The following is a 14,450-nucleotide window of genomic DNA, read 5'->3' as shown; positions in this document are numbered from 1 at the left end:
CAGACCTAGCCCGGTAGAGCGGGCTAGTAGTAGGAGGGATAGCAGGGTCTGTGCGGCGAACATGGCCGTAATAGAATCACAAATGACGGATGCGGTCAAGTGTCGCGGCGAAGTGTGCTTGCCGATTGCGTCTGGCGATTGCCACGCGCTTGCTCGCCGATTGCTCGTAGATTGCTTGTCCATGACGGGCGCGCATCGTGACGGCTCAAGGCTCCGCCGGATTGCCGAGCGGCCGGGCCGACAGGGCTTTCAGCGCAGACCAGGCGTTGCTGTAGCCCATGCGCAGGATCATCAAACCGATTGCAGCGGCGGCCAGATGATCCAGTGCGGGAACGCCCATCATGCCGCCCGTAATGCCCACTGCGGCGACGAGTGCCGAGACCGCGTCCAGCCGCGCATGCCACGCACTGGCGTGCAGAACCGTGGACCCCGTGCGCTGTGCAGCGGCGCGCATGTAGCGAAACAAGCCTTCCTTGCTCAGCATGGCAACGAGTGCGACGGCGAGTGCACAGGCGCGTACGGTCAGCGGCGCGCCCGGCAACGGGTCCGCCTGAAAGCAATGCCAGAGCATGTCGAACGCGGTGCCGATCAGCAATACGCCGATCAGCAGACTGGCGAGCGCCCCTTGCACGCTGGCGTCGGGGTCGATTGCGCCGGATCGGTCTGTTGTGGCGGGGGCTGTCGTCATCGCAGCGGTCAGATACAGCACGGCGAGCACGACACCATCGGCGGCGAGATCGCTCAGCGTGTGGATGCCATCGGCGACCAGCCCATCGGAATGCGCCGCCAGACCGATCACGATCTGCAGGGCCATCAGGGCGGCATTCAACGCGGCACTCACGTAGGCAGCCTTGAAGCAGCTACCGCGCGACAGACGAGGACGCTCGGGCGACGATGGCATCGTGGGGGGCGGGTTCGAGTAATGACAGCAGGCTATCTATCGAACGTTGCGCGCACATGACAGTGGACCGTACAGCGGACGGCACAGCGAAGCGCGTTCCCCACTCCCTCACGAAGCCCGCCGCGAGCCGCCTCCCACGCTTTGCCCGGCATCGTGCGCCATCTGCCAGTAGCCCCACAGCGAGGCCAGCGTCAGAAGTCCCGCACATAAAAACGCAATACGGAAATCGTCGAGCGTGAACACGTGCCCCGTATGCTCGCCATTGAACGCCGCGGCGCCGCGCAAGGCCACCGCGCCGAAAGCGATGCCAAGACCGATCGTCATCTGCGCGGCGGCGCTCCAGAGCGTGCTGGCCCCGCTCATCTGCGGTTGCGCGACGTCGGCGTAAGCGAGCGTGGCGAGCGTCGAGAACTGCATCGAGCGGGCCACGCCGTACACGAACACCACGATCAGAATCCACGCCAGCGGCGAAGTTGGTGTGAGCAGCCCGCATGCAATCGTGGAGACCGCGGCCACGCAGACGTCGATGATCGACACGATGCGAAACCCGAAGCGCTGCAGAATGCGCGTGGTCAGTGCCTTCATCCCGAGATTGCCGACCGCGCTGGCAAGCAGCAGCAACCCCGACCTGAACGCCGACATGCCGAAGCCGATCTGGAACAGCAGCGGCATGAGATACGGCACCGCGCCGATGCCGATACGCGTGAACGACCCGGTCACCACGGTCACCGAAAAGGTCGGGATTTTCAGCGTCGACACGTCGATCAACGGATGGGGATGGCCGCGCGCATGCCGGAACGCCACCACGCCCAGCAGCACGCCTGCCAGCACGAACGCTGCGCCGATCCACGGGTTTTCGCTCGGCTGACTGGCCAGTTCGGCGCCGTACAGGATCGAGGTGAGGGTGGCGGCGCTCAGCAACAGTCCCACCAGATCCAGCGGACGGCGCTCGCTGCCGCGCAGGTTCGGCACCAGCCCGACCACCGCCGCCATCACGGCAATCCCAAACGGTACGTTCAGCAGGAAAATCCAGCGCCAGTTCGCGTACGTGGTGATGAAGCCGCCCACCGGCGGCCCGACCACGGGCGCCACAATGGCTGGCCACGTGATGGTGGAAATCGCCTGCATCAGGCGGCTTTTCTCGGTACTGCGCACCACGATCAGACGCCCGACCGGCACCATCATCGCCCCGCCAATGCCCTGCAACAGCCGCGCTGCCGTGAATTCCGGCACGTTCTGCGACATGCCGCACAGCACCGAGGCGAGCGTGAATACCGCAATCGCGCTGAAAAACACGGTGCGCGAGCCGCAACGGTCGGCCACCCAGCCGCTCACGGGGATGAAGATCGCCAGCGCCAGCATGTAGGCGGTCATCCCGAGGCTCAGGCTGTTCGGGCCCACGCCGAACGAGCGCGCCATCTGCGGCAGCGCCGTGGCGATGACCGTGGTGTCCAGGTACTCCATGAAAAACGTGGCCGCGACGATGTACGGCAGCCAGCCGATAAAGCCGGGACGTGTGGCTGGCTGGTTCATCGGCACCACCCATGACCGTTTCGGGCCGCGCGTGGGTCGACCAGAGCCATCAAATAGATATACGCAATCATCATCATTTAAACAATCAACTTTTTCTATTAAGCGTATCCAGACATACTGACACCACTTTCTCAACCACTGACCCACCAAGAGGACGCATTCGATGCCGATCATCAACAGCCAGATCAAACCTTTCAAGGCAACCGCTTATCACAACGGCGACTTCCAGACTGTCACTGACGAAACCCTCAAGGGCAAGTGGTCGGTCGTCGTGTTCTACCCGGCTGACTTCACGTTTGTCTGCCCGACCGAACTGGGCGACCTGGCCGACCGTTACGCCGAATTCCAGAAGCTCGGCGTCGAGATCTACAGCGTGTCGACGGATACGCACTTCACCCACAAGGCCTGGCATGACACGTCGGACACGATCCAGAAGATCAAGTATCCGATGATTGCCGATCCGACGCTGGCGATCTCGCGCAACTTCGACGTGCTGATCGAAGAAGAAGGCATGGCACTGCGCGGCACCTTCGTGATCAACCCGGAAGGCGAGATCAAGCTGTGCGAAATCCACGACAACGGCATTGGCCGTGACGCCGGCGAACTGCTGCGCAAGGTGCAGGCTGCGCAATACATCGCCGCCCATCCGGGTGAAGTCTGCCCCGCCAAGTGGACGCCGGGTGCTGACACGCTGACCCCGTCGCTCGACCTGGTCGGCAAGATCTAAGCTGCTTCGTGCAGCGGAAGGCGTCGTTTCAGACGCCTTGTTTGTCGCCTCGTAGCACGCGCCACCCGCGGGCGCATCTCACGTGCCCAGCGTTGCATGCGCTGTCATGCAACGCTGGGCACGCCTCCTCGCCACATCTCGCGGTGGCGCCCGGAGCTTCAACCCTCGTCACGGAATTCGAATCGCCATGCTGGACGCCAATCTCAAGACTCAGTTGAAAACGTACCTGGAAAAGGTCAGCCGGCCCATCGAGATCGTCGCTTCGCTCGACGACAGCGCCAAATCGCAGGAATTGCGGGCTCTGCTCGACGATATCGCGTCGCTGTCGGAACGCGTGAGTGTAGTCGAGCGCAGCGAAGGCGAGCAACGCAAGCCGTCGTTTTCGATCGGCGAGCCGGGTAAGGCCACCGGTATCCGCTTCGCGGGCATCCCGATGGGGCATGAATTTACCTCGCTGGTCCTCGCGCTGCTGCAGGTGGGCGGCCATCCGGTCAAGCTCGACGACGCGGTGATCGAGCAGATCCGCGAACTCGACGGCGACTATCAATTCGAAACGTATTTCTCGCTGTCATGCCAGAACTGCCCGGAAGTCGTGCAGGCGCTGAACGTGATGGCACTCATCAATCCGCGCATTCGCCACGTGGCGATTGACGGTGCGCTGTTCCAGAACGAAGTCGAAGCACGCCAGATCATGGCCGTGCCGACCATGTTCCTGAACGGTGAAGTATTTGGCCAGGGCCGCAGCGGCGTGAAGGAAATTCTCGCGAAGCTCGATACTGGAGCCGGTGCGCGTGCGGCCAGGGCGCTGCAAAACAAACCGGTGTTCGATACGCTGATCGTCGGCGGCGGACCCGCGGCAGCGGCAGCGGCAATCTATTCCGCGCGCAAGGGCATTGCGACGGGCGTGGTCGCAGAACGCTTTGGCGGCCAGGTGCTCGATACGCTCGCCATCGAGAACTTCGTCTCTGTTCAGGAGACCGAAGGACCCAAATTCGCAACGGCGCTCGAGCAGCATGTGAAGAGCTACGAAGTGGACATCATGGATGTGCAACGTGCTGAAGCGCTGATTCCCGGCCGCATCCACGAAGTGCATCTGGCCAACGGCGCGGTGCTGAAGGCGAAGACCATCGTGCTGGCCACGGGCGCGCGCTGGCGCGAAATCAACGTGCCCGGCGAGCGCGAATATCGCAATCACGGCGTGGCCTATTGCCCGCATTGCGACGGCCCGCTCTTCAAGGGCAAGCGCGTCTCGGTGATTGGCGGCGGGAATTCAGGCGTCGAAGCGGCAATCGATCTGGCCGGGATCGTGAGTCACGTGACGTTGCTGGAGTTCGGTGCGCAACTGCGTGCTGACGAAGTGCTGCAACGCAAGCTGCGCAGCCTCGCCAACGTGACGATCATCACCCAGGCGCAGACCACGGAGATCACCGGTGATGGCAAGAAGGTCAACGGTCTGGTCTACAAGGATCTGCGTTCGGGCGAGACGCAGCGCGTCGAGCTGGAAGGCGTGTTCGTGCAGATCGGCCTCGTGCCGAACACCGAGTGGCTCAAGGGCACGGTTGAACTGTCGAAGCACGGCGAGATCGTGGTCGATGCGCGCGGCGCCACTTCGGTCCCGGGCGTGTTCGCCGCGGGCGACGTGACGACCGTGCCGTTCAAACAGATCGTGATTGCGGTGGGCGAGGGCGCGAAGGCATCGCTGGCGGCCTTCGATCATCTGATTCGCAATAGCGCGGACGATGAAGTCGAAGCCGAGGACGAAGCCGCGCTTGCGGTGAGCTGATGGGTTGATGAAGGCGCGTGGGGTTCTATGTTGCCCCTGCGTTCACCGACCGCCCGTTGCAAGGGAAAGCCCGCTGATTGTCAGCGGGCTTTTTTGCGTTTGTGCGTGGCCTCACGCCTCACTACGCTCCAGCGGCACCAGACTGTCCGCACGCTCATCTTCGAGCGCCGCGCGAATGGCGTCGGCAAAGCGTTGCAGCGAAGACAGCGAGCCGCTCACACTGTGATACGTCTCACGTCCAATGCGTGCGTCGAGCAAAATCTGCAAACCCGAAGACCGGGCGAGTTTGACGATATCCATGATGGCCTCCCCGCTAATGCGGTTTTGTGACTGCATTCGTGAATCGATCGAGGCAGGCCAGGGGCGGCCAATCTGGGTGAGCCGCGGCGCTGCGTGCCGGAGGTGGCACTCGGCGCGCCACGGTTAAATCGTAGGACGCGGGTCGTGGTTGCCATGAACCGAACAACAGGCAATTACCGAGGCAATTCGGTTCATGGCTTTGTTTCCCCAATACGTTCAAACGCCGGTTCGTGCCGATTCGTCCTTAAGACCAGAACTCCGACGTCTCGATGTTGCGCAGATCGAAGACGAGCACTTCCGCGTCCTGGCCTTGCGTGAAGCTCAGCCGTTCTTCGTCACGCACGCGCACGCCGTCACCTTCGCCGAGCGCCACGCCGTTCACGTTGATGCTGCCGCGCGCCACATGCACGTACGCGTAGCGATTCGGCGCGAGCGTCAGTTCCGCGTTTTCATCGCCGTCGAACAGCCCTGCATACACCCGTGCGTCCTGCTGCACCACTAGCGACTCCTGCGCGCCATCCGGCGACATCACGAGACGCAGCACGCCCCGCTTGTCCGCCGCGCCGAAGTGGCTTTGCTGATAGCGCGGCGCCGTGCCGGTACGGGCCGGCGCAATCCAGATCTGCAGGAAGTGCACGGGGTCGGTGCGCGAGTGGTTGTACTCGCTATGCGCGACGCCGGTGCCTGCGCTCATCAACTGGATGTCGCCCGGCACGATCACGGAGCCCGTGCCCATCGTGTCCTTGTGTTCCAGCGCGCCTTCCAGCACGTACGAAAAAATCTCCATGTCGCGATGCGGATGCTTGCCGAAACCCTGGGCCGGCGCGACACGGTCGTCGTTGATCACCAGCAGATCCGAGAAGCCGTTCTGCTTCGGATCGTGATAGTGCGCAAACGAAAAGGTATGACGCGAGCTGAGCCAGCCGTGCTCCGCGCGGCCGCGTTGATTGGCGTGTCTGATGTCGAGCATGCTCATTCTCCTGAGTTGGCGATCCGGCAAGGGTTGCTGCACCGTGATCCACGAACAGCAGTTTACGTCAATCCACAGGCTTATAATCGGGACAAAACAGGAAACACTGTCACTCAGGAGTGGACAATTCAATGCAATTCGACGACATGCGGATTTTCGTGGCCACGGTCGACGCGCGCAATTTCACCACGGCGGCCAACCGGCTCTCGCTCTCGAAGCAGTTCGTCAGCCGCCGCGTGATGGCGCTGGAGGAATCGCTCGGCGTGCGTCTTCTGATACGCAACACGCGCAAGCTAGCGGTCACGGATCTCGGGCAGGAGTTTTACGAGCGGGCGCGCCGCATTCTCGGCGAGGTAGCGGAGGCGGAGCAGGCCATGTCGCTGCGTCGCGCGACGCCACACGGTCTGTTGCGCGTGAGCGCACCAATGTCGTTCGGCATGGTGCATCTGTCGCCGCTGATCGCGGCATTCCTGAGCCGCCACGCCGAGGTGCGTTTCGACATGGAACTGAGCGACCGGCTCGTCGACGTGGTGGGCGAGGGTTTCGACATGGCGATCCGCATCGGCACGCTGGCGGATTCAACGCTGATTGCGCAGAAGCTGGCGGAGGTGCGCATGGTGGCCTGCTGCAGCCCGCAGTATTTGCGCCGACGCGGCACGCCCGCCACACCCGCGGCGCTCGAACGTCACGCGTGCCTGCTCTATGGACACGGCGGCCCGACCACCTGGGAGTTCGTGGTGGACGGCGTGCACAAGTCAGTGGAGGTGCATGGGCCGTTGCGCGCCAACAATGGCGAACTGATCCGCGACGCGGCAATGGCCGGCCTAGGCATTGCGCGATTGCCGGATTTCATCGTCGCGCATGGGCTCAAAACGGGGCAACTCGTCGAAGTGCTGGAGCCGTATCTGCCGCATGCCGCGGCACTGTATGCGGTCTATCCGCAGCACCGTCAGACCTCGACGACCATTCAGGCGTTGGTGGCATTCCTGCGCGAGCAATTAGCCAAAACGATGGGCGCATGAGCGGCGCACGCTTCTCGATGGCCTGAAGTTTTTGCGAGACTCGTTGAGCGGCCGCACGCTTCTTCTTCCGATCGGGCCCGGATATTGCACTGGTCGTGCCAGCCAAATGTCACGCATTGGGCGGATTGCGGTTCAGCAGGCGTTTTTCCTTTTGCACACGCCGGCCTGCATCAGCCGATCCGCCCGCTCGACAGGCTTATCCATACCGTTTGCTGAAAAAATTACATCGCAAGGCGCGTGCGCGTAGCAGGTGTTACAGCCTCACGCGGACTTGCGGGAATTCAGCGGCGGACGGTCTATCAATTCGCAGCAGGCGCGATCGGAGGATGGGTGTTGGACACTCGGAGAACACGGACGCTCAAGAGCCGTGACAAACAAACAAGATTCGCGGCGCCGTATCTGGCAGTTGCCACCCTCGTCGGAGCCGCGGCATTCCCCACCACCGTCATGGCTCAAACCCCCGCGCCCCTGCAGGAGTGGCAATACTCCGCAGGCGTGCCGCTCGAAAAGCTGATGGAGCCGACCATTCCCACCTGGCAGGTGGCGGTCGGCGCCGCTATGGCGTTGCAGCCCCGGTACGACGGTTCGGATCGCTATCACTTCGAAGGCGGCCCGAGCATCGACATTCGCTACAGCGACCTGTACTTCGCTTCCACGGGTGAGGGCTTCGGCGCCAACGTGCTGCAAGGCCAGAACTGGCGCATCAGCATCGCAGCCGCGTATGACCTCGGCCGGCGCGGTCAGGACGACGACGAACACCTGCACGGCATGGGCAACATCAACCCGGCGCCCGAGGTCAAGCTGGCGGCGGACTACGTCGTGTCGAAGGATTTCCCGCTGGTGTTGCGCGCCGACATTCGCCGCAGTTTCGGCGGCTCGAACGGCTGGGTGGGCGACCTCGGCGCGTATATGCCGCTGCCGGGCAGTTCGAAAACGTTCTTCTGGTTTGCGGGCCCGAGCGTGACGTTCGCGGATTCCAACTATATGAACACGTGGTTCGGCGTCAATCCGGCACAGGCGGCGGCGTCGAACTATCCGTACTATCACGCGAGTGCCGGTATCAAGTCGGCGGGCTTCGGCGTCAGCGCGATCTGGTTCTTCCAGAAGCACTGGTTCGCGGCCTGTGACCTTGCGCTCGAACAACTGGTGGGCAGCGCGGCACGCAGTCCGATCACGCAACGCTCGTCGAATGGCGTGCTCGATCTGTCAGTCAACTACGAGTTCTGAGCGACTGGGAAGCGGCTGCTCGCCGTTCATCCCTTAGGCGTGGTTCTTTGCGGATGCAACGCAGCGGGAAGGATTGGCAGCGCCTCCATGAAACGGGAGGCGTCGCCATATCCTGCGCTCGAACTGAGCGCCATCAACTGAGCACCATCACCCTTCGCTCACCAGGCAGAAACGGGCCCCGCCATGAGCGGCTGCTCGCGTCCGGTACGCAGCAAACCTTCCACCATGCGCGCTTCGGCGCGCGCGATCATCTCGAGCGAGGCCTCGGCCAGTTGCGCATCGAAGATCGCCAGCGCCGCGCACAGGCGGACATATTCGTCGTCATCGAGACGCCAGCTACCGGGTTGGTGCTCGGTGGCATCGAGATGCACCATCGCCGCATGAGCTGCTTCGACGTAATCCAGCTCCGATGCTTCGAGTCCGAGCGCGCACAGTTCTTCCGCCACCAGCAGATGCCGGCCGAGCGTCATGAACAACTCGCGCGATCCGTGGCCGCGCCGGAACGCATCCAGCGCGGCATAGCTTTGCAGCAGCATGGCTTGCGTGACGGGTTCGTGCGCCGCGCGGCTGAACGTGAGTGCGCGCAGAAGCGGCGACATGGCGGGTTGGCTGCGCTTGCGGTGTTGCGATTTGCTGGACATGACGATGTTCACCTCTTTCGATGACGCCGACGACCACTGCACTGTGCAGGAGCCGCGGTGATGGACGCTTTGTGTGACGTCCTGGGATGCATCATGGCGAGTCAGAATTAAGACAGACTTAAAGTTGCAGGCGCCCGGCAGAGAATCGCCGCGCGTGGATGCCGGATGACGCGGAATGACACGCGGCACGCAAAAAAAAGCCCTGTCCCGGTGGGGGCAGGGCTCGACAGGATGGAAGAGTCGTACCGGCGCGTGGATGCCTGCCGACCTGGTCCCACCACAACAACGTCATCGCTCTTTACTGCTTCAAGGCTCGGTCCTTGACCCTCGCTCTACTACGAACCCCTGTTGCTTTTCCTGCGTGATGCTTTTTTTGTTGCGACGGCTGGGTACTGTTACGGCGACTTCAACTCGTATTGCGCTACTGGCCTTCGACTGCCTTTCTTTTGCTCTGACTGCTGGGTGTTGCACATGCTGTACCGGTCATGCGACTGCTGTTCTACGACGACTTCCACTGCGACTTCTGCGGCAACATCGTGATACGACTGCGTGATGCAATTTCGACTGCAACTCCGTGAAGCAATTTCGACTGCCTGATGCAACTTCCACTGCAACTTCGTGATGCCACTCTCACTGCAACTGCCGACTTCATGATGCTGACTGCTACTGCTGTGTTCGCTGCTGTTGTGACTCGTGCTTCTACAAACTGCCTCAAATCAAACTGCTCTTACGGTGGTACGGTCAAAACACACGCGGGGGGAGACCGCGGATGGGCTCGGTGAATCGTTGTGCCCATGAAAAACAGTGTAATGACGAAGTGCGCGCGGCGATCAGGCGAAGCGAGGCCGAATGTCCATGCAGTTCGATGAATTGCGCGGATTTACCGGCTTTGGCGCTGTATTTGCGCCTGTAGCGACACTTCGCAGAACGCGCATCGGCCAACAAACTCCAGGAGTCGAGCGTCGGCCCGAACGGGGGAATCCGTTGTCTGCTATGGCGCGCCAGTGGACGCGGCAGGCAGTCCACCCGACCGTCATTTCCTCGGGAACGCTGCTTGCGCAGACTTATACGCCGCGACAATCCAGTCGCAACTTACGGAGGACGTCATGAACAAGGACCAGGTGAAGGGCGTTGCTGAAAAGGCAAAGGGCAAGATGAACGAAGCTGCTGGCAAGGTCACGGGAAACCCTGGCCGTGAGATGAAGGGCGATCTCCAGCAAGCCGCAGGGCAGGCTCGCAAGGACATGGGCGACGCTCGCGAAGCAGCGAAGGATTCGGTCAAGCGTCACCACTAAGAGTGTTGACGAGCGTTGATCACCGTTGTTGATCGCAGCGCCGCTAGCGAAATCTTGTAGCGCAGGTTGATCGACGCGGTGTTTAAAGCGCCCCCGCCATGTCATGCATGGCGGGGGCGCTTCTGCATGGGGCGATGATCAAACACCACAATGCTTCGTGTGTGGGTTGAGACAAGGCCGTCTGCCCACTCTTCTCGCACCGCAGCGGTGCCTGAGCGCTCAATACAGCGCATTCCCGACCCTCCACGGCACACGTCTCGCCCTGCGTCAGCCCGTCAATTCGAGCGTATTGGGAGCAAAAGCCCGTCGCATGGTCAGTTGATCAAATCGGCATGGAACTTGCGTTTAACTGCGCAAGAAAACTAGAGACGCAACTGCAGTTCAAGCTGTACGTAGCGTGGTCCACAAACCGGAGGACCTCATGTTTGAGTCCGTGCCGATTACTGCCAGCAAAGTCGTGGATGGGGAAACAGTCCGCGCCGAGTTTCTATGCGATACCGGCCGGTTGCGCATTGTGAGCGGCACCCAGGTGCGCGCCGAATGGTTTCCGCCGCATTCGTGGTTTGCCATTGCCTCGATTTCCGGACACAGCCGCTGGGGCACGCGCCCCGACGAAGCGGACCTGCTGAGGTTGATCGACAACTACGCAGGCTATTCCAGCCATGAAAGCTATACCTTCGTGAACTCGTGACGGGTCACGCTGAGGCCGGGGCCGAAGACGCGGTTCTAACCTCGGGCTGAAACCGAGGCGGAGCGAGAAACCAGATCGCGGGCTGAACGCGTCGACCCGACCGCCCCATGCAGGGCCACGTCACAGGGCCACGTCAATCACCGTGGCGATCCACCCAGGCGCGGGCCCAATCGAGGCCCGCGAGCCGCGCCTCTTCGTCCGACTCGAATCTGCCGAGCACACCCGAGCCTTCTACCATCTTGCTACCGCGCGTAATCGTGCCGCTTGCCGCGTAGCCTTCTTCCTGCACGATGGCGTGGCCCCAGATGGCGTATCCCTTGTAGATTTCCGCTTCCATGTCGTTATTTCGCACGCCGGTTGCACGTCGTCTTGCGCCTCGCCCATGAACACGTTCGTGAACGCATTCCTGGAAACGCCCTCAGCATCGAGCCACGTTCATCATCGCACGATGGAAGCCGCCGTGCCGCCCGCGTTACGCTGGTTCGCGCCACGCACGCTCACGCGCAGCACGTTGCCCTCGGGCGTGATGATGCGGGGAATGTCGTCCGCTGACGGGGGCATGGCTTTTCGGCTCGCCTCACTGGTCGTATGCCTGACCGACGTGCCCTTTGCGAGCGGGTCTGCGACGCGGCGTGCACCGGCCTTCGGCATGCCGCGCGCGATCAACGCAGGCTTGCCGGAGCGCGCTCGGGATTGAGCCGACCGTGCCGACTGGCGAGCTTGAGAGGAGGGCTTCACGAGGCGCGCCTCGGGAGGATTCCAGACCTCCACATAACGTTCACTTGCCGCAACCGTCGATGCGAGCACGCACAACACCGCACCCACGCCCAGAACTCGAAGCATCCCGTTCTCCATCATTGATAAGCCCGCCGGCGCGACCGGCCAGGCGCCATGCCGCCGCACGCGCCGTGCAAACCGCGCCTTGCCAACCCTATGCAATCTACAAAGCCGCCTGCAAACCCGCCCGCAAGCTTTCCCGCACATACATTGCGTACACATCATCACAGGCAAAATACTGTACATTCATACAGGTTTTTGCGCAACGTGTTGCGCAGATCGACGCGAGTACGCCGGGCAACCACGAACCTAACGTCCGCCGCAGCATCCCTACGTCACGGCCGGAGCGAGCCAGCGAATCACATGCAGTAAACCGACCCATTGGGAATGCCCCTTGCTCGACTGAAGGCTCGTGCTGGCGAGGTCTCTCTCCTCGCCGCGCTGAACGTAAGGAGTGTCCTCATGGCAGGAAAAAATAGCAGCCGGCAGCCCGCGCAACCCGATCCGGGCGCCGATCCGAAGTCCAAAGATCTCGAACAGTTTCGCCTGCGTCCCGACGGCGAAGCGCTACGCACCAACCAAGGCGTGAAGATAGCCGATAACCAGAACACCTTGCGCGCCGGCCCGCGTGGTCCGTCGCTGCTCGAAGATTTCATCATGCGTGAAAAGATCACGCACTTCGACCACGAGCGGATTCCCGAGCGGATCGTGCATGCGCGCGGCAGTGCCGCTCACGGCGTGTTTCAGGTGTACGAATCGATGAGCGAGTACACCAAGGCCGCCTTTTTACAGGACCCGTCCGAACAGACGCCGGTCTACGTGCGTTTTTCCACCGTGCAGGGTCCGCGCGGCTCGGCCGATACCGTGCGCGACGTGCGCGGCTTCGCGGTCAAGTTCTACACGCAGGAAGGCAACTACGACCTGGTGGGCAACAACATGCCGGTGTTCTTCATCCAGGACGCGATCAAGTTTCCGGACTTCGTGCACGCGGTCAAACCGGAGGCGCCCAATGAAATGCCTACCGGCGGGTCCGCGCACGACACCTTCTGGGACTTCGTCTCGCTCGTGCCGGAATCGGCGCACATGGTGTTGTGGACCATGTCCGACCGCGCCATTCCGCGCAGTCTGCGCACCATGGAAGGTTTCGGCATCCACACGTTCCGCTTCGTCAACGCGGCGGGCAAGGCGCGCTTCGTCAAGTTTCACTGGCGACCGGTGCTCGGTTCCTACTCGCTGTTGTGGGACGAGGCGCAAAAGCTGGCCGGCAAGGACCCAGACTTTCACCGGCGCGATCTGTGGGAGGCCATCGAGCGCGGCGATTTTCCGGAGTTCGAACTGGGCGTGCAGATCGTCGAGGAGCAGGACGAACACAAGTTCGACTTCGATCTGCTGGACCCGACCAAGCTGATTCCGGAAGAGATCGTGCCGGTAAAGATCATCGGCAAGCTCACGCTCAATCGCAATCCCGACAACTTCTTCGCCGAGACCGAGCAGGTCGCATTCCATCCGGGGCACGTGGTGCCGGGCATCGACTTCAGCAACGATCCGCTGCTGCAAGGACGGCTCTTCTCCTATACGGACACGCAGATCAGCCGGCTGGGTGGTCCGAACTTCCATGAAATCCCGATTAACCGGCCGGTGTGCCCGTTCCAGAACAATCAGCGCGACGCCATGCACCGTCAGGCCATCAATGTAGGACAGGCATCGTATGAGCCGAATTCGCTGAGCGGCGGCTGGCCGAAGGAAACCGATCCGGCTGCCTCGGATGGCGGCTTCGAGAGCTATCAGGAGCGTGTGGAAGGCGTAAAGATTCGCGTGCGCAGCGAGTCGTTTGCCGATCACTTCTCGCAGGCCGCGCTGTTTTATCAGAGCATGTCCGAGCCTGAGAAGGCGCACATCGCCGCCGCCTATCAGTTCGAACTGGGCAAGGTCACCAAGCCGGAAATTCGCGAGCGCGTAGTGAACGAGATTCTCGCCAACTTCGACGCGGGACTCGCCGCCGAGGTCGCTGAAGGCCTCGGTCTGCCCGCGCCGAAGCGAGGCAAGACGGCGGTCGATGCATCGAAGATCAAGCCGTCGCCCGCACTCAGTTTGCTCAACCGCGTGAAGCCGGGCATCAAGACCTGCAAGATCGCCTTGCTGGCCGCGCCGGGTTCGGATGGCGCCACGCTAAAGGCGCTGCAAAAAGCGCTGCAGGCGGAAGGCGCGGCGCCGCTGCTGGTGGCGCCGACGCTCGCGGCCATCGACGGTCTGCAACCGGATGCGACCATTGCCGGCATGCCGTCCATCATGTTCGATGCGGTGATCGTGTGCGGCGGTGAGGCGGGCGCGAAGACGCTGGCGCAATCGGGTGACGCACGGCATTTCGTGCTTGAAGCGTTCAAGCATCTGAAGGCGATTGCCGCCCTGGGCGCGGGACGTGAAGTGCTCAAGGCGTCGCATTTGCCCGACAACGCCGAGGGCGTCGCGACCGGCGACGACAAGCAGATGACGCAGGTGTTGAAGGCGTTTATCGCGGCGGCCGGGCAGCATCGGGCGTGGGCACGTCAGGCGCTGGCGGAATCGGTGCCGGCATGACGGTGG

14 protein-coding genes are annotated in these 14,450 nt (G+C 62.3%); 7 read left to right on the top strand and 7 right to left on the bottom strand.

Annotated elements, in window-relative coordinates:
• Positions 1–205: 205 nt before the first annotated feature.
• Together D0B32_RS26205 and D0B32_RS26200 are read right to left on the bottom strand one after the other, a co-directional pair.
• Positions 206–901, bottom strand: coding sequence for a cation diffusion facilitator family transporter (locus D0B32_RS26205; protein WP_117337236.1), 696 nt, complete (start codon positions 899–901; stop codon positions 206–208).
• A gap of 108 nt (positions 902–1,009) precedes the next feature.
• Entirely contained in the window at positions 1,010–2,434 is a 1,425-nt protein-coding gene (locus tag D0B32_RS26200; RefSeq protein WP_117337235.1) for a DHA2 family efflux MFS transporter permease subunit, read from the bottom strand.
• A gap of 163 nt (positions 2,435–2,597) precedes the next feature.
• On the opposite strand from D0B32_RS26200, the gene ahpC reads away from it, so the two are divergent.
• A complete protein-coding gene (gene ahpC / locus D0B32_RS26195; RefSeq protein WP_117337234.1) occupies positions 2,598–3,161 on the top strand; it encodes an alkyl hydroperoxide reductase subunit C in 564 nt (187 codons plus the stop codon).
• Between the two features lie 187 nt (positions 3,162–3,348).
• Entirely contained in the window at positions 3,349–4,944 is a 1,596-nt protein-coding gene (gene ahpF / locus D0B32_RS26190) for an alkyl hydroperoxide reductase subunit F (RefSeq protein ID WP_117337233.1), read from the top strand.
• A gap of 111 nt (positions 4,945–5,055) precedes the next feature.
• Here ahpF and D0B32_RS26185 read toward each other — a convergent pair whose 3' ends face one another.
• Both D0B32_RS26185 and D0B32_RS26180 read right to left on the bottom strand, forming a co-directional pair.
• Positions 5,056–5,244 carry a hypothetical protein gene (locus tag D0B32_RS26185; protein ID WP_117337468.1) on the bottom strand — a complete coding sequence of 63 codons (189 nt, stop codon included), beginning with the start codon at positions 5,242–5,244 and terminating at the stop codon, positions 5,056–5,058.
• Between the two features lie 244 nt (positions 5,245–5,488).
• A complete protein-coding gene (locus D0B32_RS26180; protein WP_117337232.1) occupies positions 5,489–6,214 on the bottom strand; it encodes a pirin family protein in 726 nt (241 codons plus the stop codon).
• Between the two features lie 131 nt (positions 6,215–6,345).
• On the opposite strand from D0B32_RS26180, the gene D0B32_RS26175 reads away from it, so the two are divergent.
• Together D0B32_RS26175 and D0B32_RS26170 are read left to right on the top strand one after the other, a co-directional pair.
• Positions 6,346–7,236 (top strand): LysR family transcriptional regulator, encoded by an 891-nt coding sequence (locus D0B32_RS26175; protein ID WP_117337231.1) that lies wholly within the window; start codon positions 6,346–6,348, stop codon positions 7,234–7,236.
• Between the two features lie 330 nt (positions 7,237–7,566).
• On the top strand, positions 7,567–8,463 hold the full coding sequence (locus tag D0B32_RS26170; RefSeq protein ID WP_181969909.1) for a MipA/OmpV family protein: 897 nt from the start codon (positions 7,567–7,569) through the stop codon (positions 8,461–8,463).
• Positions 8,464–8,621: 158 nt separating this feature from the next.
• Here the strand turns inward: D0B32_RS26170 and D0B32_RS26165 are convergent, their stop codons facing one another.
• The gene (locus D0B32_RS26165) at positions 8,622–9,104 is read right to left on the bottom strand and encodes a hypothetical protein (RefSeq protein WP_117337467.1); all 483 of its coding nucleotides are present in this window, start codon (positions 9,102–9,104) and stop codon (positions 8,622–8,624) included.
• A gap of 1,106 nt (positions 9,105–10,210) precedes the next feature.
• Between D0B32_RS26165 and D0B32_RS26160 the strand changes: the two genes are divergently transcribed.
• Together D0B32_RS26160 and D0B32_RS26155 are read left to right on the top strand one after the other, a co-directional pair.
• Complete coding sequence (locus D0B32_RS26160; RefSeq protein ID WP_117337229.1) at positions 10,211–10,399, top strand: CsbD family protein; 189 nt, start codon at positions 10,211–10,213, stop codon at positions 10,397–10,399.
• Between the two features lie 421 nt (positions 10,400–10,820).
• Entirely contained in the window at positions 10,821–11,090 is a 270-nt protein-coding gene (locus tag D0B32_RS26155) for a hypothetical protein (protein WP_117337228.1), read from the top strand.
• Between the two features lie 133 nt (positions 11,091–11,223).
• Here the strand turns inward: D0B32_RS26155 and D0B32_RS26150 are convergent, their stop codons facing one another.
• Both D0B32_RS26150 and D0B32_RS26145 read right to left on the bottom strand, forming a co-directional pair.
• The gene (locus D0B32_RS26150; protein WP_117337227.1) at positions 11,224–11,427 is read right to left on the bottom strand and encodes a hypothetical protein; all 204 of its coding nucleotides are present in this window, start codon (positions 11,425–11,427) and stop codon (positions 11,224–11,226) included.
• Positions 11,428–11,528: 101 nt separating this feature from the next.
• Positions 11,529–11,933, bottom strand: coding sequence for a hypothetical protein (locus D0B32_RS26145; RefSeq protein ID WP_259295156.1), 405 nt, complete (start codon positions 11,931–11,933; stop codon positions 11,529–11,531).
• 396 nt (positions 11,934–12,329) lie between these two features.
• Here D0B32_RS26145 and katE point away from each other — a divergent pair, with 396 nt between their 5' ends.
• Positions 12,330–14,444 carry a catalase HPII gene (gene katE / locus D0B32_RS26140; RefSeq protein ID WP_117337226.1) on the top strand — a complete coding sequence of 705 codons (2,115 nt, stop codon included), beginning with the start codon at positions 12,330–12,332 and terminating at the stop codon, positions 14,442–14,444.
• Positions 14,445–14,450: the final 6 nt, after the last annotated feature.

Source organism: Paraburkholderia sp. DHOC27, assembly GCF_003429005.1.
Classification (GTDB): Bacteria; Pseudomonadota; Gammaproteobacteria; order Burkholderiales; family Burkholderiaceae; genus Paraburkholderia.
This window is presented reverse-complemented; position numbering and strand designations above follow the sequence as displayed.

Coding starts and splice junctions, on each gene's coding strand:
- D0B32_RS26165 (WP_117337467.1), bottom strand. CDS start 9,104: ATGTCCAGCAAATCGCAACACCGCAAGCGCAGCCAACCCGCCATGTCG.
- ahpC (WP_117337234.1), top strand. CDS start 2,598: ATGCCGATCATCAACAGCCAGATCAAACCTTTCAAGGCAACCGCTTAT.
- D0B32_RS26205 (WP_117337236.1), bottom strand. CDS start 901: ATGCCATCGTCGCCCGAGCGTCCTCGTCTGTCGCGCGGTAGCTGCTTC.
- D0B32_RS26145 (WP_259295156.1), bottom strand. CDS start 11,933: ATGCTTCGAGTTCTGGGCGTGGGTGCGGTGTTGTGCGTGCTCGCATCG.
- D0B32_RS26200 (WP_117337235.1), bottom strand. CDS start 2,434: ATGAACCAGCCAGCCACACGTCCCGGCTTTATCGGCTGGCTGCCGTAC.
- D0B32_RS26160 (WP_117337229.1), top strand. CDS start 10,211: ATGAACAAGGACCAGGTGAAGGGCGTTGCTGAAAAGGCAAAGGGCAAG.
- D0B32_RS26175 (WP_117337231.1), top strand. CDS start 6,346: ATGCAATTCGACGACATGCGGATTTTCGTGGCCACGGTCGACGCGCGC.
- ahpF (WP_117337233.1), top strand. CDS start 3,349: ATGCTGGACGCCAATCTCAAGACTCAGTTGAAAACGTACCTGGAAAAG.
- katE (WP_117337226.1), top strand. CDS start 12,330: ATGGCAGGAAAAAATAGCAGCCGGCAGCCCGCGCAACCCGATCCGGGC.
- D0B32_RS26150 (WP_117337227.1), bottom strand. CDS start 11,427: ATGGAAGCGGAAATCTACAAGGGATACGCCATCTGGGGCCACGCCATC.
- D0B32_RS26185 (WP_117337468.1), bottom strand. CDS start 5,244: ATGGATATCGTCAAACTCGCCCGGTCTTCGGGTTTGCAGATTTTGCTC.
- D0B32_RS26180 (WP_117337232.1), bottom strand. CDS start 6,214: ATGCTCGACATCAGACACGCCAATCAACGCGGCCGCGCGGAGCACGGC.
- D0B32_RS26155 (WP_117337228.1), top strand. CDS start 10,821: ATGTTTGAGTCCGTGCCGATTACTGCCAGCAAAGTCGTGGATGGGGAA.